Here is a 25,990-nt window from a genome sequence, read left to right on the forward strand (position 1 = left end):
AGCTCCTCGCAATGACGTTGTTAGGTTATTCAGCGCGGATGCTTGCATACGCATTGAAAAACCGCCACAGTCATGCACATTGTGCAATGACGTAAATGCCTTTAGAACATCACCCTGTACGGAATCTGTTTGTCAAAGCTACGACCCTTAAGGTCACGGTAACCCTTGCGAGCGGGCAACTGCAAATCCTGGCGGATTACGCGCGGAGCAATCGAAACCGTGCCCGAGTTACTGGAGGTAATGTCGGTGCCATTGGAACTGGAAGAACCTATAACACTACATGAACCGCTGCAAACATAAGAATCTTCAAACTGAATCTGATCAATAATCAATTCGTCCGAAAGTCCCGACGCAGTCAGGTACAAATCCTTCACTCCCCCTTTATTTTCAAAGCCCTCGCAGTCAACCAAAAAATTGTCATCACGCGATTCATAGGCCTTCGACAAATCGCAAGAAGCGATTACCGGTCCATCCTTGCTCCCGTCACGAATGTCTATGTTTCCGGTAACCTTATTCATCACCCAAAGGCGCGGGAAAGTATCATCAAGTTTGTCCATCACCACATTCTCGTAAATCGCATAACCGCCATCCTTAATGCCCAACTTGTCTTTCTCGGTGAGGCGCACGCGAATGCCGTTGTCAAAGCCGTTCGCTGGAATCGTATCGGTTATCACACGCAGAAAATCAATGCGGTCGAGTTCTGCAAAATTGCCATTGGGCACCGGTTCGATGTCGATGAAATTGCCACCGCGCTTGAGTGTCGCAGGTATCATCACGACGGACTTTTCAGGGAAAGTCCCCCAAGAACCCGTAGGCGGAAGTGTCACCGTCTGAGACTTTCCATTAACAGTCACCTTGTGCGTCGCGGCCGCATCGCCGCCATTTGCATAACGGTAGCGCAGCAGGTAATTCCCCGCTTGCATAATGTTCATGGGCAGGTGAATCTTGGAACCCGAAGTATTCACGTACGCAAGGTATTCCCCATTCGACGCGGTACTACTCGAAGAAATCACGAGGTCACCCGACACAGCTCGCGTGAGCGTACCATGTTCGACTTCGGCACTCAAATAACGCCCGAGGAAGGGCTGTCCCATCTCAGCCCAGTTATCCTCGGTAAAGACGACATCACGAATATGAATATGGTTGAACTTGTCGCCTGCGTTATCGTAATAATGATGCACAAAGCGCACACGGTTCAAGTCCTGGAAGGCTTCGCCGCCGCCCGGCCCCACGTAACGCCCATAACGTTCCATCAAAAGGGTTCCACCACCATCCGCCATATCTTTGCCAGAACGATCCTTGTAAGGTCCCGTCACCCTGTCGGCGCGGCCGTAAGCGGTCTTGTAAGTCGTCTGTTCGATGTTTGCGCCCTGCTGGCAGCACTTATCCCAAGCCGTAAACAAGAAATACTGACCGTTATGTTCGATCAGGCTCGGGCCTTCTTCGGCCCCTTCGCTCGCCTTGCTCGTGCGGCGTGCGATATTGTAGACGGTCTTGTCGTCGCTCGCCTGGTAACCCGAAGTCCCATCCAGCTTAATCAGCTGAATGCCAAGCCCAAACGAACCGAACGCCATCCAGTAATTGCCTTCGGTGTCACGCACCACATCGGCGTCAATCGCGTTGTACTTGTCGCTGGTCGTCGTGTGGAAAACATGCCCATGGTCCTTCCAACCGTAGCCGCTCGTACCCGGCACAATCGAGGTCGTCGCCGTGTAGCCAATTGCAGACGAACGCTTGCCAAAAACAGACACGCAATAGTAGGCGCGGAATTCGCCATTCATATAATACAAATCAGGCGCCCAAATACCCTCGGTACCCGGCGCATACTGATAAGCCCATTGCGGAATCGCACTCACCGTGGACTTGTGGTCCTTCCAGGAATAAGCATCTTCGGATGTCCACAGTTGCAGATTGTTATTCGTGCTCATGAGGGCGTAGCCGTCCTCGAACCGCACCATGCTCGGGTCATGACCCGGCTGTAAATTGTCCTTCGCGTACCAGTCGGCCGCGAAGGTTGCGGTGGTCCCCAACGCCATCGCAAAACTGAATACACCACGTAATCCCATACACATATAACACTCCCTGACGGATTACTTCTAATATACCTATTATTTCGTCAAAAGTCAACATAAATTTTCATTAAAAGTCTACAATTTGAGAAAAATTAAGGCACATCTGCGCATTTTAACAAATGCAAGAAAATAAAAAGTCCACACCATTGTCCCCTTTACTGGTCCCGCACCATACAAAAAACGCCCCAGGCGTGCATGCCTGGAGCAAAAGTAACTCGCTAAGCAACTAGATTACTTCTTGTAACCGAACCAGTAGGCAATATCGATCTGGAAGCGGAGCGGAGACATGTCAATGTCACCCTTGGTGAACGAGTCAAGCACGCCATAGGAGAAACGGCCGCTGAATTCGAGACCAAACCACAGGGTATAACCCGCACCAACGGTCGGACCCAGCTGGAATACGCGCCAGTTTTCAATCTTTTCCCAAGCATCAAAGCCCTCTTCGTCAGCTTCTTCGCTATAGTTCTGCGCCAGCAAATTAAACTGCATATCCAAGCCTGCTTCAGCAAAGAAGCCCGGTGTGAAGTTGATCCTAGCCAACACAGGGAGCTGGAGGTTCAGGAAAAGATTCATATAATCATAATCTTTGCCGTAGTCATCATAAGTGTAGCTGTAAGCGTTAATCTGGAAATCAAGGCCAGAACGCAAAGAAATCATCTGGTTAAAAGGAACACGCACGTTCAAGCCGAGGGCGAAGGCAGAGGAAACCTGCTCATCGCTAAAAAACTTGACAGCATCCTTATCACCAACCATTCCTTCGGACTGGTAAGAAATGTTGACGCCGAAGTTCGCATTCTGTGCGAAAGCACTAGAAGCAAACAGCGCAAACATTGCTAATGCCAAGAAGATTTTTTCATATCAACTCCTTTAATTTAAGATTATTTGAACATTAATCTAAGAAAATTTTTACTTTTAGTCAAGGCAAAACAGACGGCTTCTTACAATTTTATTTACAAAGTACCTCGTACAAGGGTTCATAACAAAGAAAAACTTGCATTTTGAACAAAACCTTAGGATATTCTATATTTTAGTCCATGAAAAAAGATGCAACAAATAACGATTTTTCCCATACAAATTTCTTTTTCTGGTTTATTTTCGGCTTAATTCTTATCGCCGGACGATTCGCCCTCCTCTGCTCGCTTTACATGCTGGATACCCCCACCGGAACATCCCTTGTACCGGACTACAACCGTTTTCTTTGGCACACCCTTTACGAAGAAATCGGGTTCGGCATGGCCCTATCGCTGATTTTCTTCACCATTTCACGTTTTGTCCGCGAAAAAGGCCTAAAATTCGTCAAGATCGCCGCAGTCATTTGTGCAGCCATCTACCTGACCCTGAGCGGAACCGACGACGAAATACAGCGCTGGATGAGCCAAAAGCTCTCTATATCCTTTATCAAGACCTACTGCAACGCCTGGAACGATATGGGACTTGTCTCCAAGATCGCCCTCGGCGGAATTCAGCACTTCCTGTTGACGGTTGGCCTAGTGATTCTAACCGTGACTGGACTTTCCATCTTTTCGTACAAGCATGACATTCGCGGCATTTGGCAGCGGCCCATTCAAAAAAAGACCTGGATTACGCTCGGCATGATGATTGTCTTTGCCGCCCTCGGATGCACGTCGCACCTGTGGTATAACTATTCCCAACACCGCTGGGACCGAATTCGCCCCGTAGTCTACACACTTGTCGGAGACGTCATCGAAGAATTTGAATCAAAGGAGGAACCGCCTGACTACGCAGAAGGTATCAGGCTTATGGGCGGAAACCCCGACAAAGAATACCCCTTCTGGAAAGAAAACCCGAACGAAGCCACTTCTATCGAAACATTCAAGTCAAAGCCACTCGAAGAAAAGCCCGATATTCTTCTAATGACTATCGAATCCCTCCGTGGCTGGACATGCGACATGCGCGTCGAATCCAACTGCAAGCTTTTCCCCAACTTGTGCAGACTTTCCAAGCAAGGGCTTTATTTTCCCAATGCCTACAGCGTCGGTAACCCCTCTGTAGAAGGGCTGCTCGGAATCATGACCGGCGTCAACAGCCACTCCACCAAGACCCTTCTAAGAGACTACCCCAACACAAACCTTCGCGCCTTCTCCGAAGTCCTTTCCGAAGCAGGCTACTACAACGAAGTCATTCTAGGAGCGGATCCCCGTTTCGACAACGAAGAAGCGTGGTACACCAAGTGGTTCGATTATCACGAATTCAAGCCCGAATACGAAGATGACGTTTCTTCGGCCTTGCGCTTTGTGGAACGCTACCGTATGCGCCCCAAGGACAAGCCCACCTTTTTCCATTGGATGAGCCTTAGCATGCACACGCCATTCGTGTTGCCCGCCGAACTGGGTGAAACTCCGGAAGACCCCGGAGAGGCCTACTTAAGGGCAACGGCCTATATGGACAGCGCTGTAGGCATTATCCTCGACTCGCTTGCAACAGACCCACGATTCCAAAACACCCTCATCATTTTGACCGGCGACCACTCCACGCCCAACGGCAAGCAACAACAAGAATCTGGACGCATCGGAATGGGCAACGAAGGCTATTCGTGGATTTCCATCATGATGAGCGGCCCAAACATCTCCCCCGCCATAGACAAGCGAATCGTATCGCAGGCAAACATCGCGCCTTCCATCATGGCGTACCTGGGTCTCGAAGTTTCTAACCACTACATGGGAATCAACCTGTTCGACGACTCGCTCGCCACAAAGGAACTCCCCGCCGTGTATTCTTACAAATACGGAAGCATGGCGATGCGCAGCGATTCCATGTCGTACTACATTTTCCCCGTCGAAGGAACAGACCCGGCCGTCGCCCAGAAAGTTCTCCTGGACCCCACCTGGGATACGACAAATCCGGCAGACGGCTTTGTCACGGGCACTCCCGTCGAATTGCCGAAAGACTCCCTAAACGAAATAGCACGCAAGATGCGTGCTATTGCAAGAGCTTGGAATTTTGTAGTCCACCAGAACAAGGTGATGCCGCCAAGATAAGCGGCATACGCCTTTATGGCTAGTCCAGCGGAATCGTGGACTTCGCGTTTTCGAAATCCTCGACCGTATCGAGTTCGCAGGAGAAATAGTCCGACGCATCCAGAACGGAATACGTGTGCCCCTGCGGAATCAGGCGTTCAAAGGCGAGCTCGTAGAACGTATTTTCCAGGTGTTCCACGTTCATCATCTTTTCAAGCTCAGCGTAAAGGGCGCTAGAGTACGCCGCACCGATTTTCTCGATGCCGAGGCTTTCACCCGCAGCCGCCTTCGGCGAGCACGTCTTGCTGATTTCAGAAATATTTCCGTCGGCACCCAAGACAACCTTCATTTCCTCTTCGCCGAGTTCATGGCGAATCAGCGTAAGCACGTTGCCTGCCTTGGAAGCGAGCACGTTCTTCACGATCTGCGGATCGTAAAGCAAGTCGCTATCGAGCAGCAGGAATTCCTTCCCAGCAACGGCCTGTCCTGCAAGCCAGAGCGAGTAGATGTTGTTCGTGGAATCGTAGAGGGCGTTATGAATGAAGGTGGTGCGAATGGAATCGCCGTAATGTTCCTTCACGAAATTTTCGATCATGTGGTTCAGGTAACCCGTCACAATCACGAACTCGGAAATACCCGCCCCCTTCAGGGCGTCCATGGAGCGTTCCAGAAGCGAGCGACCCTTCACGTCCAAAAGGCACTTGGGCGTATTGTCCGTAAGCGGGCGCAAGCGCTTCGCCATACCAGCTGCAAGAATGACGGCGATCATACGGCGGCACAACGCTTGATGGTGTCGACCACCACCTGAATCTGTTCCTTACGGCCAAGCGTAATGCGCAGGCAATCTTCAAGGCCCTTATCGCTCATGAACTTGATCTTGTAATCCTGTTCGGCCATGGCTTTCTGCAGTGCTTCTTTGATGCGGGTCGGATACTTGATCAAAATGAAGTTCGCGACACTCTTGTAGACCTTGAAGCCCGGCAGGTTGCCGAGTTCCTTCTTGAACAGCTGACGGTCCCATTCCATTTCATCGGCGACCTTGCGGTAGTGATCTTCGCTTTCGATGGCGGCCATGGCCACAGCTTCGCTAAAGCGATTGTAGCCCAGATACTTGTTGGCGTAGCTCAGGAAAGATTCATGACCCTTGCCCATGAAGCCGAAGCCCATGCGAAGCCCCGGAAGGCCGAAGAACTTGGACAGCGTGCGGGAAATAATCAGGTTCGAATACTTGCTCACAAGCGGTGCGATGTAGGCCGTATCCGTCGTAATGAACGAGGCGTAGGCTTCGTCAATCAGCACCATCGTATCACTCGGAATATTTTCCATGATGCGGCCGATTTCTTCGGGCGTAAGGCAGTTACCCGTCGGGTTGTTCGGGGAAGCCAAAAGCAACATGCGCGGGTGAATCTTGTTCGTGAGCGCGATAACTTCGTCCACGTCGTAGGCGAAAGTATCTTCCTTTTCGTGGAGCGGATACATTTCAAAGGATCCACCACATTCACCGGCGATGCGGTTGTAGTACCACCAGGAGAATTCCGGAATCATGATAGTCTTGTTATCGCCCACCATCAAGTAGTAATGGACAGCGTTCTTGAGAATGTCTTCGCCACCGTAACCCAGCAGCACCTGTTCTTCGGGCACGTTGTAGATTTCGGAAAGCTTTACCGAGAAAATGCTCTTTTTGCCTTCGTCGTAAATACGGGTGTAAAAGCAGAGCTGTTCGGGGTCAAAATTCTTGACGGCGTCAAGCACTTTCTGCGAAGGCTTGAAGTTAAATTCGTTTCTGTCCAAGTAATTCATGTTTTACCTTTTACGGGGCGGAGCCCCAATTTCAAAATCCCTTTAAAATATAGGTTATTTCCTACTTCCACCACACATCCATTCCATGGTTATAGCGTTTTTCTTCGGGAGGAAGCTGCATATAGTCACGGTAGAATTCCGACAGATAGTAGTCATAATTCTTGTAACCGCTAAATTCGCGATTCTCAAACGGATAGTCGACCGTTTCCGCAATCTTTTCCATGTCGAGAATACGGTCGGTTTTGGTATCAAAGAAAAGTGTAGCCACGCGGCCCGAATGACTTGTCGGATAGCGATGAATGACGCGTTCCACATAACGGCAAAAACGCTTTTTCCCAACAACACATGCAACCGCATAGAAGAAACGCTTGTACAGGAGCGTCCACGCATCATAAGCCTTGGACTTAAAGTCGGTGGTGATAGAAAGGGTTATCACGCGCAAAAAACTACAATACAGCACAAAGGCCTTTTCCCAAAAACGGGATTTCGGAAGGCCATCGAGCGGGAAAATGTCCACCCACACGCCCATTTCACCCTTGTGGCGCTCTACCTTAACGCTTGTCCGATTGTCAAAGGCCTTCGCGAACGGGTAAAAGTAACCGTCGCAAGTGTCATCGACCACCGAGAACCATTCCTTCTTCGGAACAGAAGGATCCTTCAACAAGGACATCAGCTTTTCATAATCTTCACGCAAAAGACAGATATCGATATCGTCGTCCCACGGAATGTACCCCTTATGGCGCACGGCCCCTAGCAGAGTCCCGTAAGCCAGGCTGTACTTCAAATTGTGTTCTTTACAGATGCGTGCGATTTCATCCAAGACAGACATCTGGACTTCGCGACATTCATTCTGGTCCAACTTTTTCATTTTGATTTTCCTGCCGAAACGGCGTTCCTATCTTTTTCCATCTTTTTCTTGACCACAAGGCCATAAGCAAGTAGGGCAGCTACAATCGCTACGTACACAACGGCCTTTTCTACAAGGGTCAACGTAAACACCTGCATATTCAATGCGATATAGAAAGCGATCAAGGCAATAATCCAGCCCACCTGCGACAAAAGCCTAAGCGAGTAAGGCTGAAGCCCCATCTTGAGGAGGTAGACGTTGTTGGAGATAATGGCGACTATATTGTAGCAAAGCATCGAAAGGGCTGCCCCTACCAGACCAAAGGCAGGAATCAGCACATACCCCGACGCCAAAGCCACCCCCAACAGGACAATGTCCAAAATAAGCGTGTAGAGGCTCTTCCCCATACCGTTCAACACCACAAGCGACATTCCCCCAAACCCAGCAACCAGGTGCACCAGGAGCAAGACGCCGAGCGTTTCGGGCTGCACGACAAAGTCCTTACCCGCAATGCCCAAAATAAGGTCAGGGAACAGCACGATAAAGAACCCGATCAGAAGCTGGATAAAGGTCACCATAAATACGCAGTAGCTATAGACCGGCTTGAGATCCGTCTTTAGGCGTTCCTTGTTCATGCCCGCTACGACCGGCGTAAGGATAGGCGTGAAGCCCACGCGAATCGTCTGGAGAGCATTCGAAATCGTAACCATGATGCCATAGGCACCCGCCTTTTCGGGGCCAAGGAAAAGCATCACCAGCCAGAGGCTCGAACGAATCATGAAGGACGACACGAATTCATCCATCCCCAGCGGAAGCGAGTAGCGCAACAGCATCCACGAAACCGATTTGTGCGGACGAAGCGGCATATCGGGGAACTGCCTACGCAATAAGACGAAGTTCACGACAAAGCCTGCCATCTGCCCCACCAAAAGGCCAAGCGGAAGCGCATGCGGAACTTTCAGGAAATGAAGTGCAATAGACGTGGCCGGTGCAAGCGTCACAGTCAAGAAAGAATTCACGAACACCGCATTTTGCGGACGACGGTTCCCTTCAGAGGCGGTGCTAAAGACGTAAGAGCCCACATAGAACAAAAGCGACAGCGCATACCACGGAAATTCCTTGGAAATATAGGGGGTAAACGAACCTACAAAAATCACCGCAGTACAAAAAAGAGCTATTGCCGCCGAAACCCAGAACGATTCCATGATTCCGTCGTAATGGGCACGGCCATCCAGCTTATTTTTGGGCAAGTACCAATAAAGGCCCTTGTCAAGTCCAAGCGTTGCCGAGTGCGCAATCGTCAAAAGGAGCGTCTGGGCCGAAACAAAGATTCCAAATTCGGCGGCACCAAAAACACGCGCCATCACAAAAGTCAGAAGCGGTCCGCAAACTTTGAGGATGGTCCCCACGATGTTTACGATCATCGCCTTTTTCAAGAACTTACTATCGGTCTCCAGATTTTCCATAATCGCTCGCAATATAGAAAAAAGAAAACGGTCAATTTTCAGCAAAACGACCAATTGCATTAACTTATTGATAACGTGTCCAATATGGGCGATAAAAAACAAACATTTTTCACTATTTTTTCTATTTTAAGGGCATGAAGCTTCGCGTTCCTGAAATTGTAAAAAAGATGACGGCAAGCCTTGCCCCCATGCAAAAACTTGTCCTGATTTCCCTGGCCGCATGGGTTACCCATATTATATTGAGGGTTTTGCTCCTGTTCCGGAACAACCCCTACGGATTTCCGTTCGTGTCCAAGCCGGACTGGTTCATTTTTCACGCCGTCTGTATCGACTTCATGTGGATCGTGAACGCATTGGTGGTATTCCTAGTTATCAGTGCCATAGCTATCAAAATTACCGACGCCCTAAAATCTGACAAAGCAAAGAGCGTCATCCAAAAGATCCTGACAATTTTTTATGCCGTATTTCACGGAGCAATCCTTTTCCTTACCCTTCTTGACAACGAAACGCAGCGATTCCTGGGTGGGCACCTCACTTTTGGACTCGTAGACACCTATAAGGACACCTCGTCTATCGTTGTATTTTACGACTACGTTGCTAACGACCTGTCCGTACCGTACTTACAGTTTGTGGTGCTTCTTCTTATGCTCCCGCTGACTTACGGTGTCTACAGGCTACTTTGCAAGTGGTACCGCCCCGCCGAAGGGTTCTACGTAAAGAAATCCGTCATCGCGATGCTCATTTTCTACATCGCCTCTTACTCTTACGTTTACATTATATGGACCGGGAGTTCCCGCATGGATAAACTCTGCCCGGTCGTGTCGCTGATTTACAACGACCTGTTCTCCGCAAAGAGAGCCCCCGGCCTTACCGAAGCAGACCTGGGTGCATACCGAACCGCCTATCAGAACCTGTGGCAAAAAATCGAAGGCGATTCCGACTGGAAATTTTCCGACGCAAAAGAAGGTGCATCCCTCCCGTTTTACCGCGTCCCTAGCGCAGAGCTTGTAAACAGCGAAAAGCTAGCCGCCCAGCGCGAAATGAAGCCAAACTTCATTCTGGTGCTCATGGAATCCGAACGCGGCCGCAACACGGGCTACATGAATCCGCAAATCAAGCCCTCCCCCACGCCCTTCATGGATTCGCTCGCCGCCCATTCCCACGTATGGATGCGCATGCACACAAGCGGCGTTCCCACCACAGGCGGCGTACTTTCGACCCATATCGGAATTCCGCACCACACCTACCTTTCGCAAGCGACAGACCTTGCCCATATCAGTCTTCCAAGTTTCGTGTCCACCCTCACCGATTCCGGCTATACCACGCACTATATGTCGGCAGCGGACCCGGCCTGGGATAACCTAGGCGTTTGGATGGCAAAGTGGTACACCGCACAACACTACAACCGTCACCGCGAAGACGATTCCACCTTCATGGACAACGCCATCGAATACGTGCGCGACACCCTCGCCAAAGAAGGTCGCCCATTCCTTGCAACCCTCATGACCCGCTCGAACCATTACCCGTTCAACTTCGCCGCAGGCATGACCGACGAGCAAAAGAACCTGCCTTTGCAGGAACGCATCAACGTGACCATGGCATATGCCGACAGGCAACTGGGCCGATTCATCCATGCTATCGAAAACGAGGAATGGTACAAGAATACCTACGTCATTATCATGGCGGACCACGGATTTCCTCTAGGAGAAAACGGCATTTCGACAATGAGCGGCGGCGGATATTCAAACATCAGCTGGATTCCGTTCTTTATTCACGGAAAAGGCCTTGACTCCGTACGCGACACGACAACCGCATCGCAGATCGACATCGCCCCCACCGTGCTCGAACTTGCTGGTTTTGCTGTGCCGAACATCTTTATGGGGCATAATCTGTTAAGGGGTGGTTCGACGGCCTCATCGACCGATACAACGGATTCCGCTAGTGTTAAGGCTCCGCTTGAACGCGCGGGGCTTGCGCTCGGATCGTACTCGGGCTACGCCGCCATCGGGCTAGACGGTTACCGCTTTATCGCGAAATACCCCGTCCAAAGCGAAACACACCTTTTTGCCGACAGCGACCTGCTCCAGGAAAACGAACTCACCGGCAAGTTCCAGAACGAAGAAACTCACTTCTCCGCAATGCTCGACACATTGCTCAAGCTAGCGGACTACACGCTCGAGCGCGGATTTTAAGGACTAAGAGCGGCGACGCTGCTCCAGCAAATCTTCAAGGAGATGAACCCAGTTTTCTCCTATTTTATCCGGAGTGAAGTCCTGGGAACGCTTCCATCCGTTTTCCTGGACTTGCTTACGATAACCTTCGTCTTCAATCATTTTCGAAAGAGCGTTTGCCAGGGCATCCTCGTTTTCGCTTTCTACGCATAAACCTTGAGAATCATCCTGAATGATTTCTCGTTGGCGGCCCTTATAGTCACAGGCGATACAGGCAGCCCCCTGCGACATGGCTTCGATAAGAACCATACCGAAACCTTCGTAACGACTGCTGAGGACAAATATCTCGGAATCACTGAAAAAATCTTTGATATTCAGGTGGAATCCAGAAAGGACGACCCGATTTTCCAAATGGTTTTCGGCAATAAGACTTTCCAGGTACACGCGTCCGCTTTCACCTTCGCCGGCAATTTCCACGACCCAGTCAGGGTATTTTTCCTGAATTCGAGCCCAGGCCTTGATCAGGATATCAAACCCCTTGCAGTGCCAAATATTCAGGCGACCTGCGGCAAGAATCCGCTTTTTCCTCTCGACGCGAAGGATCTCTGCGGGCGGCATCGAAAGAGGATTCGGCATCACCTCCGTTCTCCGGAACTTCTTGACGACTATATCATGGTCCGTTTTTGTCAAAACGGTAACGCAGTCATAAACGGCGTTGAAGTAGAACTTGAGGAGGTAAGGGAAAAGATGCCTTTGCGAATAGGGATTCTTTTCGAAAGAACTGTGGTCAGACGAAACGATGATCTTGTGGAGCCCCAGAGCGGCCAAGTAGGTATAGAAAGTGGAATCCGGCATGACACCGATAATGATGTCAGGATTCTCTTTTTTAATGGCACGTCGAAGGCTGAAAATTTTCAGGGGAAAATAATGACGGAAACAAGGGAGGATTTTCACCCTTTCTTCAATAGGGTAAAAATCAAAGATGTTGCTCCGTTCCTTGTTGCTCACGAAAAAAGTCTCGTGACCCATTCGGGAAAACTGATTGGCAAGCTGAACAGCCACATTTTCCCCGCCACCACGGGCGATTCGGTTAAGGACAATCATTATTTTCATGAATCTAAATCTAGCAAAATCAAGAGCTTACGCCAACATTTTTATATATTTTGTCTATGACTACAAAGAAATCCCTGCAAGAAAGATTTTCAGCATGGTACATTCCGCTGATTTGTAAGCACCAATACAAAGCACTTGCTCTCTATTTCCTGCTTGCAGCACTATGCGCCTTCCCCATTTTCGTTAAACCCGGTCTCCGACTGGACGCCGACCTTTCTCATTTGCTGCCCGATGGAACCCCCAGCGTGCTTGCCCTGCAAGAATCCTACGAGCGTTTTGGCAGCACAGACCGCTTCACGATCGCCATCCAGAGTGACGATCCCGAAGTTGTGGCGGCGATGCAGGATTCCGTGGAAAACTATATCCATAGTCGTTGGCAAGGGGACTTCGTCTCAACGCAAAAAGACGAAGATAACCAGTTCTTCAAGGATAACGCCCTTCTTTACCTGCCCGTGTTCCATTTGGAACGCATCCGCAACAACCTAGAAGAGCTTCAGCTGGAAATTGGCAGAAAGAACGGTCCGCTTGTCGTGGACTTGCTCGGAGATACGCCAGCCGAAACCTCCGAAAAAAAGGAACGCATTTGGTTTGACGAAAACTTGCCGCAAGAACTCGGCCTTCCGGACGAAGCCGTTGGCGCCTTCGCCTCTTTCATTCAAAAGACTAAGATCAATTCCGCCCAGGAAGAGAGCGACGAATGGCACCCCAAGGATCCCGTGCCCGCCCATCTGAAAACACGCCTTATCGGATGTCCGAGGCCCGATAGCACCGGAAAGATTTTGTTTAACGGTGTCGTGAACGCAAAACTCATCAAGCCCTCCACCGATTACGAGTTTGTTACCCATATCCTTGCCCGTACAGATACGCTACTTGAGCATTTCAACGGGAAAACCTACTCCGTGCCTACCCGCTTTACCGTAGACGGTACATACGAAGGCCTCAAGGAAGTTGACGAAGTTGCAAACGACAGTATTTTCTCTTTTGGCATTAGCCTGGTGTTGATTCTCCTTCTTACCTCCTATTTCTTTAGGGGAATCAAGGGACCGATTCTTGTCACGGGTTCCGTGCTTTACGCCTGCATTCCGACCTTTGCCTTTACAGCCCTTTTCTACGGCAAATTGAATCCGTTTACGGTTTTTGTAGCCTCCATCATCCTGGGTATAGGAATCGACTACTCCATCCACATGCTGGGAACAGCCCAAAAACTGTTGCGCGAGAAAGCGACTTTGGAAGAAGTCCTTGAAGAAGCCCAAAAGCGTATGCTCAAGCCGTTTGTTCTGGCAAGCTTTACCACCATCGCCGCCTTCCTCACCTTGCTTGCGGCGCATTTCAAGGGTTTCTACGAATTCGGCGTTGTAGCATCTGCAGGTGTTTTCTTCAGTATGCTCACCTCCATCCTGGTGCTCCCGGTTTTCATCAAGTGCATGGGTGGCATTCCCAAGGCACCCGACAACAGTTTCTTCCCTAAGGCCTGGACAGAAGCGAAAATTCTCAACTTCTTCAAAGTCGCCGCAATCATCGGCTTTATCCTCGGTGCAATTTCCCTCTACTTTGCCCCGCAGGTGGATTTCGAACACGACCTCAAGAACCTTCGCCGAACATCTACGGTAAAGACAGTCGAAGACAACAAGATTTCTACAAAGGTGACGCGCGCAAGCTACAAGGCAAAGACCTCTACGCCTGCAGCGGTCATGGGTTCAAAGACCTCTCAGCTGGACAGGCTCTACGACACGCTGATGTATCGCCTCAACGTGGAACGCGATTCCATGCTCGGCAGTTTCATTACGCTCAGGAGCTTCATACCGCCAAAGGATTCCCAGGAAGCCCGTCTTGAAATCATCGAAGAAATTCGCGACCTGGTGGAAGCCCGCGTCTTTGACAAGGCCGAAGGAGAAGATTCCATCAACATCGCCAATCTGCGTAAACTCGCCATGGTCGATCATACCTTTAATCCAGAGGACATTCCTAGCTGGATTCTGGACATTGTCCGCGAAAAGGACGGTTCGTACGGCAAGATTGGCTTTATCTACGGTGATTTCCCCAGCTGGGATGCACATGCATTGCAACGTTTCCAGGACCGCTACGGCCACTGGAATTTTGACGGCGAAAACCTCCGTACCTTCTCTTCGCAATTCATTCTTTCTGACGTGATTTCTTCTGTAAAGGAAGACAGCTTCAATCTGGCGATTGTGATTATCCTCGTCATTTTCGGCACACTTCTCATTTCGTTCAGAAAGCCCAAGATTTTCCTGGTGGGTTGCATCCCCTTTGGCATGGGCGTTCTGCTGACGCTCGGATTGCTCGGATTCCTTAACGGAACATTCGAGTACGGCAAGATAAGCATCTACAACGTTATCGTCATTCCCATGACACTCGGAATCGGCATCGACGCCACGATTCACCTTGTGACGGCATGGAGCTCCAACAAGACGATGACACTTCGCCGCTTGATGGATACGACGGCAAGAAACGTGATGGCAAGTTCCTTGACGACCATTGCGGGTTTCGTCGGATTCCTCTTTACGACGCATAAAGGCCTGAAGGGAATCGGTGATCTGGCCTGCATGAGTATATTCATATTCCTTATCGCAAGCGTCGTCTTCTCGATGTTCCTCTGCGGAAAGATCCTAAAGAAGGAGTAGTCGGGTGAGATTCATTGAGCTATATCGTAGCATTATGCAAGGTGTCTGGAATATCGGCTTTGTCGAAAACACCTTGGATGAAGTCATCGACGGGAGCCCGCTAAAAATCAACTGGCTGAAACATGAATGCAAGAACCGCTGGTTTGCGGACCCCTTCATTCTCGATGTTACCGATGACAAGATATACGTCTTAGTGGAAGAATACTATTACCCCCATAAGCGAGGGCGCCTCGCGATGCTCACCGTCGATAGGGCAAGCAACACCCTCCTCAAGGTGGACACCATCCTGGAACTGGATTCGCATCTCAGCTTTCCTGCGATTATCCGTAGGGACGGCAAGATTCTCGTCTATCCTGAAAACTTCAAGGGAGGCGGACTGAAGCTCTACGAACTGGATCTGGAAAAAGCAGCCCTGGTGAACGGACGACAGGTAAGCGACGCCCTTCTGACAGACGCCATCTATACGGAATTATTCGGCAAAAAACAGATTTATTCTACGGAATTTCCCGATCCCAACGGCGCCACATTGGGCGTATACGAATTGAACGAAAACGGAAAGTACGTCAAGGTGAAGGAATACCGTTTTCCTGAAAACATCGCCAGAAATGCAGGCGACTGGTTTGAACATAAGGGAAAGCTATATCGTCCGGCCCAGGAATGTAACGTGGAATACGGCCACGGCATTTCCTTCCAGCAAATCGAAAATTCCCCGGACGGCCTCGTATTCAAGGAATTGTGGAGAAAGACCTCCCCTCACCCGACAATGAAGGTTGCTTTTCACACATTCAACATGTATAAAGGCGTCATGGTTGTAGACTGCCGTGGCTACCGTTACAGGGTGGCCGCCGGCATCATCAATTTCTTTAGACGTCCGTTCGTAAAGGGGTAGCCCCCTCTTTTACGGCATCATGATATCGTTGCGGAGTACGGAGCGCACCATTTTCGCAGCCCCCACCGCCCTCTTTTTCCATTCAAGGTCGGCAGCATCAGTCGTAAGCTCATAGTGGCTTTCGCCTCCAGCAGCGGCACGGTAAACATCTTCGTTTTCAAGCCCGCCAGTCAGCACATAATCCCTAAAGCCAAGGTAGTAGGCGTTCTGCGAGAAAAACACTGAAGGCTGTTCTGCAGGGCGTTCCTGGGCAAGCAAGTCGTATCCCCAGAAATGGTTGGGTTCGCGCACCTGCGAGAGGTCAAAAATCGTGGGGCCCAAATCCAGCTGCGAGGCGACATCTTCGCGAACGGTAAGTCCGCTAAAGAGTGCCGTATCCGCCGAGAAGATTCCAAGAAAGATTTGCGAAGCCGAAAGTCCAAGCGGCTGCGGAACCAGGTAATCCACCGAATCCACGGGCGTATCATGATCTCCCAGAATAAATACCACCGTATTTTCGAAATCGGGGCGAGCAGAAAGGGCATCAAAGAAGCGTCCAAGCTGCTTGTCCGTATAACGAAGCGCATTACGGAAACGCACCATGGCATCGTCCGGCTTATCGGTAAAAGCGTTTGGATAACCGTAGAACGGAATATGCGTAGAAATGGTATTGAACGAAAGTTCCCAGGGCTTATCCGTGGGCATTTTTTCAAGAAGTTCCACAGCCAAGTCAACACCCAAACTGTCGTCTGTATCGTCCACGACATCTTCAGCAATCAGGTGCCAATTCTTATTGAAAAATCTTTCAATAAACGGAAGCGTATGGTCAAAAATCGGATTCGAGACCGTCGCATACGCGCGTTGATAACCGGTCAAGAATTCGGGCCAGCCCTTGAACTTATTTGCGGCATAAAAGCTCGGAACGTCGCGGTTCGGGTGTGAGGGGAAACCCATATAGGTAGCCATCGTGCCACGCACCGTCGGATATCCGCCGCTAAAGGCGTGCCTAAACCAAAGTCCACCGCCTAAAGAATTCCCTGCAGAATCCTTGGCATAGTAGCCACCGCTTGCAAGTTTCCAGATATTCGGAGCCAAAGCGGTATCACCCGAAAGCATCTTGTTAAAGATACGTCCCTTGAACGATTCGCCCATGATGAACACGATGTTGTAGGGCTTTTTGGCCCTGTATTCATGCGTCGGAGCGCTACGGTACATCGGATGTTCCAATGCATTTTCACGACTTTCGACAAAATCCTTCGATAAGAAGGTATCCAAATCGCCCACCAGTTCATCGGTGATCTTAGCGTTGTCATGAATGAATTCGAAAGTTTCGACCGCCGCGATATGCAGAATCGGCGCCGTAAGCGTATGTTTTCCCAAAGTGAAGCGCCACTCGATTTTTGTATGAATCAGCGGAATTTCGCCCCAGCCGCGGGCCCCCGAAAGGAACAGCACCAAAGGCGTAAGCGACAAAGCCATGCCGACAGCGAACATGGTCCAGGGGATTTTTTTGGACGAGGGTTTCCAGGATCCGTTGCGGTTATCGAGGACTTTTGAACGGCGATGCGCACGCAACCGAAGCGTATAGGCAACTACAAATGCGATAGCCCCTACAAAGCAGAGAACGACCATCGATACCCAGAGAACCGTCCCGAGCAGATCGCCCCCCAACGTCGAAACCGTGGTGGCATCGGTTATGTTCGAAATATGGAAATACGTGCGCAGGAAAGAAAAGGAAAGACGCTGGTGCGAAAAACGAAAAACGTCATAATCCACAATCGCCACGAAAAAGTACAGTGCGTAGAAAATGGCGAGTCCGCGCGGAGCACGTGCAAAGCCAAAGAGCCCCGCCATGGCAAGTATGGCACCGAACGCCATAAAGACCTGCCAAATCGTCTTTCCCTCGAACATTTCGGTAAGCGAAAGTCCAAGCGGATCGGGCAAACTGTAGAAAAACACCAACAGCACACTCTGCACCAGCAGGGCGACAAGCGCCAGCGCAAGATAGGGATTCTTCAGAAAACGCACAACTACTCCTTCAATACAAAAACTAACGGACAGCGCGATTGTCCTTTCCAATAAGAGCCCCCAACACTCTCAGGGGGAACACGAGGAAAGGCATCTTCTTGTAAATCCAGGCAAGCGACTTCGCGAAGGCATAGCTGCGGATAATGTAGGCACCACCGGCCCCCACCTTGCGGGTCTGGAATTCAAATTCTTCCTTGGCGTGGGCAATCACGTCATCGTAATATTCGTTGATCGAAATGCTCTTGTCTTCATTGACCTTCACTGGAATATTCTTCAGGTTGGTGTAGAAGTCCTTGCGCAAGATTTTCGGCAAGAACAGGTCCATACTTGCGGGCACCTTGTGACCGCGAGTGTCGATGATACGTGAACCGAAGAAGTGCAGCACCTTCGCGGTCGGAAGGAAACGGTTACCGTAGGCCAGCTGACAGTTCCAGCCGCCAGGCATCTTCTTAGTAATGTAGCCGAACTTGAAGTTCGTTTCGGCAAGGCTCGCCATGTCGAAGGGGAAATTCTTCGATACGCAATAGAGCCAGAGTTCGTGCCAGGTTTCAAAGAACTTGCGGGCTTCAGGAGTGTCTGCGGCAAACATCACTCCCCCGTTAAAGATTTCATCGTTCAGAATCGGCGAGAAGCCCATCATCTTCGCGTTGTTCAGCACCTTCTTGCGGTTAATCGCCTTCGAAAGATTCGTATGGAAATCGAGCACCGCATAAATTCCACCCTTCCATTCTTCGGGAATGGAGAGGTCGCCCACAATCGCGATGTCGGAATCCATGTACAGAAAATCGCCGTCAATGACGTTGCGCATCACCGTCTTGAGGTAGCGGGAGCGAAGCATCGGCGTGAACTTTTCGTCGAGGGTGAGTACCTTGAGTTCATCCACCGCATCTTTCAAGGCCGCTCGCGGACCAGTTAAAGTCGCAGCGGTCTTATCGTCCGTCAGGAGCGTTACGAACGCGCCCGGATTATGCACGCGGAGCGATGCAATCGCGACAAGCGTCTGTTCACAAAAGAAATCTTTGGGGGAACTCGTCAAAACAAAAAGGTACTTCGTCATGGTGCAAAATATATCAAAAATTTTACACGTCCGTACAAAAACGAACGCATTCCACCCCCCTAAAAAAGCCTCTCGTCAGATTTTAATTTATTCAAAAAACGAAACTACCGGCGGAAGTCCAAGTTCATACTCTTTCGACAATCTTTCAAATATTTTTACTAAAATGCCTAGAACCGAATCTTTTTTCTTAATTTTTTGCTAAATTATTTGCGTATGATTCAATTCAGTCAAACTTCATGGCAAGAATACACTCTGGCAAACATGCTCGAGACGATGCGTTACGCCCCCATGAACATGACTATCGGCAAAAATCCCGTTCTCCACTATACACTTCCCAAGGCACTCGAAGCAGGCGAAATCGTCCGCTACAATATCGTCGTCGGTTTTAGGAAAATTAGCTGGACAGGTCGCATCAGCGCTATCAACAACGGGAAAATCATGGTCCGCCTAGACAAGGGGCCGTTCCGTGGTTTCAACGCCACCCACGAATTTGTTGACGAAGGCAACCTGACCGGATGCTACGATGAATTTTCTTTCCAGGGATTCAACGAATTCCCCGAAGAATCTTTCTCCAAGGTCATCTCTGACGCAAGCATCGTTTACGCCGTCGCCAGTCGAAAAGATGCCCGCGACGCCATTCTCGCTATCGAAAGCAAGAAACAGACCCAAGGTTTTACAGCCATCGACCAATCCGCAACTGCCGGATAGGTGGTCCCATGTACAGGAATCTGGAACAGGCACTGCTGGATCTTGAACGAGCAGGCATGCTCAAGCGTATTTCACGCGAAGTGGATCCCTATTTGGAAATGGCGGAAATCGCCCGAGAGACTTTCGAAGCCCATGGTCCGGCGCTCCTTTTTGAACATGTCAAAGGTAGCCCTTTCCGCGCAGCCTGCAACATCTTCGGAACTCAGGAACGGCTAGACTTCCTTTTCCAGGATACCCTCAACGGTACAAAGACGGCGGTACTTTTCAAGTCGAATCCGGTAGAATTCTTTAAACACGCAAGCCCCGCGACATTATGCCGAGCGGCCCTCACCGGCCTCCACTCGCTCCCGCAAAAGAGCGGAAGCATCAAAGATTTCGAGGAATGCAAACTCTCCGACCTGCCGCAGCTTGTCTGCTGGCCTCACGACGGAGGCGCATTCATCACGCTCCCGCAGGTTACGACGCGCCCGGCCGAAAATGCATCGGTCATGACGACCAACGTGGGAATGTACCGCATCCAGATTTCAGGGAACGATTACGTACAAAACAGCGAATGCGGACTGCATTACCAAATCAAGCGCGACATCGCAAGGCACCATCAGAAAGCGATTGAAGAAGGACGCCCCCTCAAGGTAAGCATCTTCATTGGCGGCCCGCCCGCCCACACCGTTGCAGCCGTGATGCCCATGCCCGAAAACTTGAGCGAACTGCTATTTGCAGGAATGCTGGGCGGGCGGCGTTTCCGCTACTTTGACTACAACGGCTACCTGGTTTCAGCCGATGCAGATTTCTGCATTCTCGGTGAACTAGAGCCCACTTTAAAAGACGAAGGCCCCTTCGGCGACCACATCGGCTACTATTCCGACAGGCACCCGTTTCCGTTCCTGAAAGTTGAAAAGGTGCTGTGCAAGAAAAACGCCATTTATCCGTTTACCGTTGTCGGGCGACCGCCGCAAGAAGACACCCTGTTCGGAAGTTTCATCCATCAAATTACAAAGCCGATGGTTCCCGCCTCGATACCGGGACTTGTGGCACTCCATGCCGTCGACGACGCCGGAGTCCACCCGCTTTGCCTGGCACTTGCGCATGAACGATTTAGGCCCTACGCCAAGAGCGAAGAGCGCGAACCGCTTGAAATTCTGAAAACGGCAAACGCCATTCTCGGCTTCAACCAGGCAAGCCTCACCAAGTACCTGTTCATCGCCGCGCAAGAAGACGAAACTGAGGGCCACAAAATCGACGTCAACAACGTTGAAGGTTTCTTGAGACACGTTCTAGAACGAATCGATTTCGGCCGAGACCTTCATTTTGAAACAAGCACCAGCATCGATACACTGGACTACACCGGAACAAGGCTCAATCACGGATCCAAGCTGACCCTTGCCGCAGCAGGTTCAAAAAAACGAGAATTGCACCAGAACACCGCCGACTTGCAAAGCCTAGAAATTGCAGGCATTACCGCGAAAGCATGCCCCATGCCGGGTGTACTGATTCTGCAAGCCCCTGCCTACGACGACGCCCAAAGAAACGAACTTCTTCAGCAAATCGAATCGGCTCTTGCCCAATGGCAATTCCGCGAGAACTACCCGTGGATTTCCCTTGTCGATTCTGCCCCCATTTTGGAAGATTCTATAGACATCGAAAAACTCCGCGATTTCCTGTGGCTAACCTTCACGCGATCCGACCCCGCCAAGGACGTTTTCGGCTACCGCGCCCAAATCCGCGACAAGCACTGGGGATGCGAAGCCCCGATGATTGTCGATGCACGAATCAAGCCGCACCATCAGAAGGCTTTAACAGTCTCCGCAGACATTCGCGCCCAAGCAAGAAAAATCTTGGCCGAAGAGCACGTTTTCAAGGAGAACGAATGAAACGAATCCTCCTTGCCATCGGCATCCTCCTAGGAATCGCCCTTCCCGCATTTTCAACACATAAATGCGGAACCGCCCTGTTGCTCGAACAACTGCGCAACCGGAATAAAAATACCAGCGCAACCCTTTCTGAAAATCTTTCGGCACGCGTAAAACTGAGTTCCTGTACCGACAGCGACTTTTACGACAGCGTCTATTCCCGGACAACGGAGCATTTCCAGATTTTTTTCACGTTGAACGGACCGCATAGGACTACCTTTGAGTACGTCGATTCTCTCGCCAAAGCACTCGAATACGCATGGGATTTCCACGTCCGTAAACAAGGAATGAAAGCGCCCCTAGGCCACTCCCCGACCATTCAATTCGAACAGACGGTTAAGGAAAGTCTTTTTCCAGTCGAAGTGGTCGACATGGGTTACCAGCGGACCGTACCGTGCAGACAGTGTTACGGATTCGCCCATCCGTTCGACAACGGGCAAAGCCAGCTGGCCATCGAAAATGACTTCAAGTACGCTCCGACAACCTCTCAGGTCTTTGACACCATAAGCATCAACGGGAAAAACTGCGCCTACGTCCGCTCTACGGTCGATTTTGAAAATGTCGCCCACGGTTACTCCTACGCCAAGAACTTTATGCAGGCCCTCCGGGTAACGGCAGCACATGAACTATACCACACCATTCAATTCCGTTACATCGAAGACCTCAAGAACCCCTCCTTTTGGCTAGAAGCCGCAGCAGCAGGCATCGAAAACGTCGTCGCCCCCGATGTGGACGACTACTTCATTTACCTTCCGAAAATGGCCTCTAACGTCGGGACGCCGCTTTCTGGAATGGAATCGGATTACGGAGCAGGACTCCTTTTTCTGTACCTCTACCACCATGTAGCCCACAACATCGACAAGCTGATTCTTGAAAGCTTTGGAAAATACCCCTCAAAAGCCTTCCAATACCAGCTAACGCAAGTGGCCAGCAAGAAAAAACTTTCGGCGGACTCCCTGTTCCACGACTTTGCGACAAGGCTAGTCCTTTCGGGGGAACTCTCTTCGCATGCCGATTCCAGTTTCTGGATCGACCCGGACCAGCCTCGATGGCCCGAATTCAGGATTCTTCCCAAGGAAAGCCATTTTGAAGCGGACGCTCTAAGCGATCTCGCCTACATGTTCTATTACAACGGTACACCGGATCTTGCTCATTTAACAGGACGCGCCTCCGCCATGGCGCTCAGCCAGGACGCCTACCGTATACGCTTTTTACCGACCAGCAACAGTGTCGATTCGACCTTCACCGAATTTAGCGGCACAGTCGATTCCGTCCTCTGGGTCGTAAGCCGGTTCACCGAGACAGACGCCATACCAACGGTTTTCAAGGATTCCACCCTGCGCGCCTACCCCTCGCCCTGGCGACACGGCCCACTCTGCTTTACGCCCCTTCCGCAGAATAAGGACTTCATCGAAATCCGCAACCGCCGCGGAAATTTGGTCGAAAAAATCAAGTACGAAAATTATACCCAGTGCATCGATGAAGCACGGGTCAAGTCGCTTTTAGCTCCCGGTGTCTACCGTTTCAGGGTAGGCAACAGCGGCAAGCTAAAAGACTTTATCGTTATCTATTAAAACTTGAATCGGATTCGAGACTAGATAAAGATCAGTCCGAAGATTCCAAGTGCCCAGACGTACCAAGCGAAGTGCTGGAACTTGCCTTTCTGCAAGAAGGTCATGAGCCACTTGAGGGCGATAATGCCGAAGATAAACGACACAACCATGCCCACCAGGAGTTCCGGAGTAAAGCCACCCGCTGTAGCGCACTTCATCGCCTTTTCGGGAGCAAGAACAGCCTGTTCCGGAGTCATGGACTGACACTTAAGCCACTTAATGCAGTCAAGGAGGGCAGCACCGCCCACGGCAGGAATGCTCATCAGGAAGCTGAATTCGCCCGCATACTTACGGTTTACGCCCATGAACATCATGGCGCTAATGGTAGAACCGCTACGGCTGATGCCCGGAATGCAGGCAATCCCCTGCACAACACCGGTCACGAGAGCTCGCCACCAGTTCATCTTGACGCCTTCGTTATCCGGATGCTTTGCACCGGTCGCCCCCCACTGAGATGTGAAAAGCAAAATGCCGGTAAAGAGTTCGGCCACGCACACGGCACGCGGATTTTCGAACAGGCCTTCAAGCGCATCCTTGAATCCAAGACCGATAAGCGCCGTCGGGATGCTCGCGAGAATGATGTAGCCCGCTTCGCGAAGCTGGTCGGGATTTCTGCGGAGGCACCCCACGATGATATCGGTAATCTTCTTGTGGAAGACAACGAAAATGGAAAGGAGCGTACCCGCATGGAGCATGATGTCAAAGAACATGCCCGCTTCGTTCATGCCTAGAAGTTCGTGCCCGATAACGAGATGACCGGAACTGGAAATGGGGAGGAATTCAGCGAGGCCCTGCAACAGGCCGAGGATAATAGATTCAATCATAGTGCGGTAAATGTAGCTTTTAGATGAGAGACGAGAGACGAGAGACGAGAGATTTTTAGTTTTTTCATTGCGCGAAGCGCCATTATTTCACTTTCGTCTCTAGTCTGTAGGACCGAAGGTCCGTTCTTTCGTCTAATATTACTATCTTCAAAGTCATGGCTCGCAAATTCCTTCTCTGCTTTCACGATTTCAGCGTCTGGAACTACCAGAAAATGCTCCCGGTTCTGGAACAACTCAAGGACCTGGCAGGAGCGCCCTTCAGCATTCTGGTGATTCCCGATACCGAAAAAGCACCCCCCGAAGCAGTCGACGGTTTCCGCGAAGCCCTTTCACAGCTGAAAGATGACGGATTCGATCTCGCCCTGCACGGATACAAGCACAGGGCTGAATTCAGCCAGGGGCGAAGCTACGCCGGACTGATCGCCATGAACCTCACCCACGGCGAAGCCGAATTTGCTGGCCTCAGCGAATACGAATCCAGCCGAATTCTCCACGCAGGCATCGATGCCTGGAACAAGCTTTTCGGCGATTCTACGACAAAGCCCTCGGCGTTTATTCCGCCCACCTGGTACAGCAATAAGTTTTTGCCCAGCCAGGTGCACGCCGAAAAAATGATCTACGAAGACCGCTACGCCATCGTGACCGCCAAGAGAAAACGCTACGCCTCCCCCGTCGCAAGCTTTGCGGGAATTCCCAATTTTTTAGTCAACCCCGCATTCAGGTTCGGTGAATTTATTCAAAAAATTCCCTTCGGACTCCCCCGCATCGCACTCCATCCAGTTGATTTTCCGCAGCACGAAAAAGCGATACACAACCTGATTCGCGCCGCCCTTGGATGTGGCCGAAAGCTAACCCGATATAAGGATCTCTAAAAGGACATCTAATAGCACTCCCGCACAACAGGAGAACAGATTTCACCATACAAGAAAAACCGGCTGCATCAGCAACCGGCTTTCTTAATTTGTCTAGACCGACTTACTTCACCTGGAAGTAATAGGTCTGCAGGGTCTTGCCGTCCTGGGAAAGCTGAATAATCTGCTTACCCTTCGGTAGGTTGCCCGTAATCTGGAAAAGGTTTTCAGCCTTGTACTGGACGTTCAGGTTCGTACCCTTGGCCTTGTCCACAAAGAGACCGGTCTTTTCGTCGGCACCGAAGCCCTGGCAGTCGCTATGATCGGCCACCTTGCCTTCGACAGCAGGATAGGTCGTTGCGACCAGCGGAGAAGTCACGGAGCTTGCGTTCACGTAGAACACGTCAAGAGCACCTTCGACTACGCGCGGAGCCGGAAGCGGAACGAGCTTGATCTTGGACTTTTCCTTCTTTTTCTTCTTGTCGTCCTTCTTGGGAACCTTGCCCGCTTCAGGATCCTGCGGGAAAACGAGACGGTAGCCGGCGATAGAGGCGTCGGTGCAAGTGGTAGACCACACGACCCATTCGTTCTGGATCTTCTTCGGGCCTTCTTCGCTACCGGTGTACATGCCAGGAGCAACCTGGTCGCTGTATTCGTACAAGGTCACGGAGAGGTTCGGGTTCTTTTCGTCGGTGGCAATCTTCTGCTGACCGAGAATGTACTTGGAACGGCGAGCCTTGATGAGATATTCACCAACGGGAACCTTTTCGAACTTGAACTTACCCTGCTGCAAGTCTGCCTTGTAGGGGTACTTCGGGTTCTGCGTACCGAAGATGGTAGAATCCATCCAAACGGTCGGCATTTCGATTGCCTTGCCGGTAAACGGATCGAGGACGACACCTTCGATGGTGCCAGTCTTCTGGCAACCGGTCATAGCCAAAGCCACGAGAGCGGCTGCACCAATAAAGAGTTGCTTTTTCATTTAAATCCCTTTAGTAAATAAAAGGCCCCCTTGGTTTTGCAGGGGGCCCATCGCTTTGAT

The 25,990-nt window shown here is 50.7% G+C and carries 19 protein-coding genes; 8 read left to right on the forward strand and 11 right to left on the reverse strand.

Annotation, left to right across the window (positions count from 1 at the left end):
* Positions 1 to 101: 101 nt before the first annotated feature.
* Both Q0W37_RS02960 and Q0W37_RS02965 read right to left on the reverse strand, forming a co-directional pair.
* Positions 102 to 2,066 (reverse strand): family 43 glycosylhydrolase, encoded by a 1,965-nt coding sequence (locus Q0W37_RS02960; RefSeq protein ID WP_297698619.1) that lies wholly within the window; start codon positions 2,064 to 2,066, stop codon positions 102 to 104.
* 237 nt (positions 2,067 to 2,303) lie between these two features.
* Complete coding sequence (locus tag Q0W37_RS02965) at positions 2,304 to 2,903, reverse strand: outer membrane beta-barrel protein (RefSeq protein WP_297698621.1); 600 nt, start codon at positions 2,901 to 2,903, stop codon at positions 2,304 to 2,306.
* A 203-nt stretch (positions 2,904 to 3,106) separates the two neighbouring features.
* On the opposite strand from Q0W37_RS02965, the gene Q0W37_RS02970 reads away from it, so the two are divergent.
* Complete coding sequence (locus tag Q0W37_RS02970) at positions 3,107 to 5,071, forward strand: sulfatase-like hydrolase/transferase (RefSeq protein ID WP_297698623.1); 1,965 nt, start codon at positions 3,107 to 3,109, stop codon at positions 5,069 to 5,071.
* Positions 5,072 to 5,090: 19 nt separating this feature from the next.
* Here Q0W37_RS02970 and Q0W37_RS02975 read toward each other — a convergent pair whose 3' ends face one another.
* The 4 genes from Q0W37_RS02975 to Q0W37_RS02990 all read right to left on the reverse strand — a co-directional run bounded on the left by Q0W37_RS02975 (position 5,091) and on the right by Q0W37_RS02990 (position 9,163).
* Positions 5,091 to 5,819 (reverse strand): phosphocholine cytidylyltransferase family protein, encoded by a 729-nt coding sequence (locus Q0W37_RS02975; RefSeq protein WP_297698625.1) that lies wholly within the window; start codon positions 5,817 to 5,819, stop codon positions 5,091 to 5,093.
* A complete protein-coding gene (locus Q0W37_RS02980) occupies positions 5,816 to 6,850 on the reverse strand; it encodes a histidinol-phosphate transaminase (RefSeq protein ID WP_297698627.1) in 1,035 nt (344 codons plus the stop codon). Before Q0W37_RS02980 ends, Q0W37_RS02975 begins: the two co-directional genes overlap by 4 nt.
* 61 nt (positions 6,851 to 6,911) lie before the next feature.
* Positions 6,912 to 7,718, reverse strand: a complete 807-nt coding sequence (locus Q0W37_RS02985; RefSeq protein ID WP_297698629.1) for a phosphorylcholine transferase LicD — start codon at positions 7,716 to 7,718, stop codon at positions 6,912 to 6,914.
* Positions 7,715 to 9,163, reverse strand: a complete 1,449-nt coding sequence (locus Q0W37_RS02990) for an oligosaccharide flippase family protein (RefSeq protein WP_297698631.1) — start codon at positions 9,161 to 9,163, stop codon at positions 7,715 to 7,717. Before Q0W37_RS02990 ends, Q0W37_RS02985 begins: the two co-directional genes overlap by 4 nt.
* A gap of 134 nt (positions 9,164 to 9,297) precedes the next feature.
* On the opposite strand from Q0W37_RS02990, the gene Q0W37_RS02995 reads away from it, so the two are divergent.
* Entirely contained in the window at positions 9,298 to 11,355 is a 2,058-nt protein-coding gene (locus Q0W37_RS02995) for an LTA synthase family protein (protein ID WP_297698633.1), read from the forward strand.
* 3 nt (positions 11,356 to 11,358) lie between these two features.
* On the opposite strand, the gene Q0W37_RS03000 is transcribed toward Q0W37_RS02995, so the two are convergent.
* Positions 11,359 to 12,447 carry a glycosyltransferase family 4 protein gene (locus tag Q0W37_RS03000; RefSeq protein WP_297698635.1) on the reverse strand — a complete coding sequence of 363 codons (1,089 nt, stop codon included), beginning with the start codon at positions 12,445 to 12,447 and terminating at the stop codon, positions 11,359 to 11,361.
* 56 nt (positions 12,448 to 12,503) lie between these two features.
* On the opposite strand from Q0W37_RS03000, the gene Q0W37_RS03005 reads away from it, so the two are divergent.
* Both Q0W37_RS03005 and Q0W37_RS03010 read left to right on the forward strand, forming a co-directional pair.
* The gene (locus Q0W37_RS03005; RefSeq protein WP_297698637.1) at positions 12,504 to 15,089 is read left to right on the forward strand and encodes an MMPL family transporter; all 2,586 of its coding nucleotides are present in this window, start codon (positions 12,504 to 12,506) and stop codon (positions 15,087 to 15,089) included.
* Between the two features lie 4 nt (positions 15,090 to 15,093).
* The gene (locus Q0W37_RS03010; RefSeq protein ID WP_297698639.1) at positions 15,094 to 15,978 is read left to right on the forward strand and encodes a hypothetical protein; all 885 of its coding nucleotides are present in this window, start codon (positions 15,094 to 15,096) and stop codon (positions 15,976 to 15,978) included.
* Positions 15,979 to 15,987: 9 nt separating this feature from the next.
* Here the strand turns inward: Q0W37_RS03010 and Q0W37_RS03015 are convergent, their stop codons facing one another.
* Both Q0W37_RS03015 and Q0W37_RS03020 read right to left on the reverse strand, forming a co-directional pair.
* On the reverse strand, positions 15,988 to 17,985 hold the full coding sequence (locus tag Q0W37_RS03015; protein WP_297698642.1) for a sulfatase-like hydrolase/transferase: 1,998 nt from the start codon (positions 17,983 to 17,985) through the stop codon (positions 15,988 to 15,990).
* 22 nt (positions 17,986 to 18,007) lie between these two features.
* Positions 18,008 to 19,042, reverse strand: coding sequence for a hypothetical protein (locus tag Q0W37_RS03020; RefSeq protein ID WP_297698644.1), 1,035 nt, complete (start codon positions 19,040 to 19,042; stop codon positions 18,008 to 18,010).
* A gap of 213 nt (positions 19,043 to 19,255) precedes the next feature.
* On the opposite strand from Q0W37_RS03020, the gene Q0W37_RS03025 reads away from it, so the two are divergent.
* From Q0W37_RS03025 to Q0W37_RS03035, 3 genes are read left to right on the forward strand one after another with little or no spacing between them, the layout of a single operon-like run.
* Entirely contained in the window at positions 19,256 to 19,750 is a 495-nt protein-coding gene (locus tag Q0W37_RS03025; protein WP_297698645.1) for a hypothetical protein, read from the forward strand.
* Positions 19,751 to 19,758: 8 nt separating this feature from the next.
* Positions 19,759 to 21,621 (forward strand): UbiD family decarboxylase, encoded by a 1,863-nt coding sequence (locus Q0W37_RS03030; RefSeq protein ID WP_297698647.1) that lies wholly within the window; start codon positions 19,759 to 19,761, stop codon positions 21,619 to 21,621.
* Positions 21,618 to 23,234, forward strand: coding sequence for a hypothetical protein (locus tag Q0W37_RS03035; protein ID WP_297698649.1), 1,617 nt, complete (start codon positions 21,618 to 21,620; stop codon positions 23,232 to 23,234). The genes Q0W37_RS03030 and Q0W37_RS03035 overlap by 4 nt, the downstream gene beginning before the upstream one ends.
* A gap of 20 nt (positions 23,235 to 23,254) precedes the next feature.
* On the opposite strand, the gene Q0W37_RS03040 is transcribed toward Q0W37_RS03035, so the two are convergent.
* Positions 23,255 to 24,097 carry an undecaprenyl-diphosphate phosphatase gene (locus tag Q0W37_RS03040; RefSeq protein WP_297698651.1) on the reverse strand — a complete coding sequence of 281 codons (843 nt, stop codon included), beginning with the start codon at positions 24,095 to 24,097 and terminating at the stop codon, positions 23,255 to 23,257.
* A gap of 155 nt (positions 24,098 to 24,252) precedes the next feature.
* On the opposite strand from Q0W37_RS03040, the gene Q0W37_RS03045 reads away from it, so the two are divergent.
* Entirely contained in the window at positions 24,253 to 24,969 is a 717-nt protein-coding gene (locus tag Q0W37_RS03045; RefSeq protein ID WP_297698653.1) for a polysaccharide deacetylase family protein, read from the forward strand.
* Between the two features lie 103 nt (positions 24,970 to 25,072).
* Here Q0W37_RS03045 and Q0W37_RS03050 read toward each other — a convergent pair whose 3' ends face one another.
* Entirely contained in the window at positions 25,073 to 25,930 is an 858-nt protein-coding gene (locus tag Q0W37_RS03050; protein ID WP_297698655.1) for a hypothetical protein, read from the reverse strand.
* Between the last annotated feature and the right edge of the window lie 60 nt (positions 25,931 to 25,990).

It is taken from the genome of uncultured Fibrobacter sp. (genome assembly GCF_947166265.1).
Lineage (GTDB): Bacteria > Fibrobacterota > Fibrobacteria > Fibrobacterales > Fibrobacteraceae > Fibrobacter.

Excerpts from the sequence above, each read along its gene's own strand:
- Q0W37_RS03025 (WP_297698645.1), top strand. The coding sequence starts at position 19,256 with ATGATTCAATTCAGTCAAACTTCATGGCAAGAATACACTCTGGCAAAC.
- Q0W37_RS02990 (WP_297698631.1), bottom strand. The coding sequence starts at position 9,163 with ATGGAAAATCTGGAGACCGATAGTAAGTTCTTGAAAAAGGCGATGATC.
- Q0W37_RS03030 (WP_297698647.1), top strand. The coding sequence starts at position 19,759 with ATGTACAGGAATCTGGAACAGGCACTGCTGGATCTTGAACGAGCAGGC.
- Q0W37_RS02960 (WP_297698619.1), bottom strand. The coding sequence starts at position 2,066 with ATGGGATTACGTGGTGTATTCAGTTTTGCGATGGCGTTGGGGACCACC.
- Q0W37_RS03020 (WP_297698644.1), bottom strand. The coding sequence starts at position 19,042 with ATGACGAAGTACCTTTTTGTTTTGACGAGTTCCCCCAAAGATTTCTTT.
- Q0W37_RS03050 (WP_297698655.1), bottom strand. The coding sequence starts at position 25,930 with ATGAAAAAGCAACTCTTTATTGGTGCAGCCGCTCTCGTGGCTTTGGCT.
- Q0W37_RS02985 (WP_297698629.1), bottom strand. The coding sequence starts at position 7,718 with ATGAAAAAGTTGGACCAGAATGAATGTCGCGAAGTCCAGATGTCTGTC.
- Q0W37_RS03045 (WP_297698653.1), top strand. The coding sequence starts at position 24,253 with ATGGCTCGCAAATTCCTTCTCTGCTTTCACGATTTCAGCGTCTGGAAC.
- Q0W37_RS02970 (WP_297698623.1), top strand. The coding sequence starts at position 3,107 with ATGAAAAAAGATGCAACAAATAACGATTTTTCCCATACAAATTTCTTT.
- Q0W37_RS02965 (WP_297698621.1), bottom strand. The coding sequence starts at position 2,903 with ATGTTTGCGCTGTTTGCTTCTAGTGCTTTCGCACAGAATGCGAACTTC.
- Q0W37_RS02995 (WP_297698633.1), top strand. The coding sequence starts at position 9,298 with ATGAAGCTTCGCGTTCCTGAAATTGTAAAAAAGATGACGGCAAGCCTT.
- Q0W37_RS03040 (WP_297698651.1), bottom strand. The coding sequence starts at position 24,097 with ATGATTGAATCTATTATCCTCGGCCTGTTGCAGGGCCTCGCTGAATTC.
- Q0W37_RS03000 (WP_297698635.1), bottom strand. The coding sequence starts at position 12,447 with ATGAAAATAATGATTGTCCTTAACCGAATCGCCCGTGGTGGCGGGGAA.
- Q0W37_RS02980 (WP_297698627.1), bottom strand. The coding sequence starts at position 6,850 with ATGAATTACTTGGACAGAAACGAATTTAACTTCAAGCCTTCGCAGAAA.
- Q0W37_RS03035 (WP_297698649.1), top strand. The coding sequence starts at position 21,618 with ATGAAACGAATCCTCCTTGCCATCGGCATCCTCCTAGGAATCGCCCTT.
- Q0W37_RS02975 (WP_297698625.1), bottom strand. The coding sequence starts at position 5,819 with ATGATCGCCGTCATTCTTGCAGCTGGTATGGCGAAGCGCTTGCGCCCG.
- Q0W37_RS03005 (WP_297698637.1), top strand. The coding sequence starts at position 12,504 with ATGACTACAAAGAAATCCCTGCAAGAAAGATTTTCAGCATGGTACATT.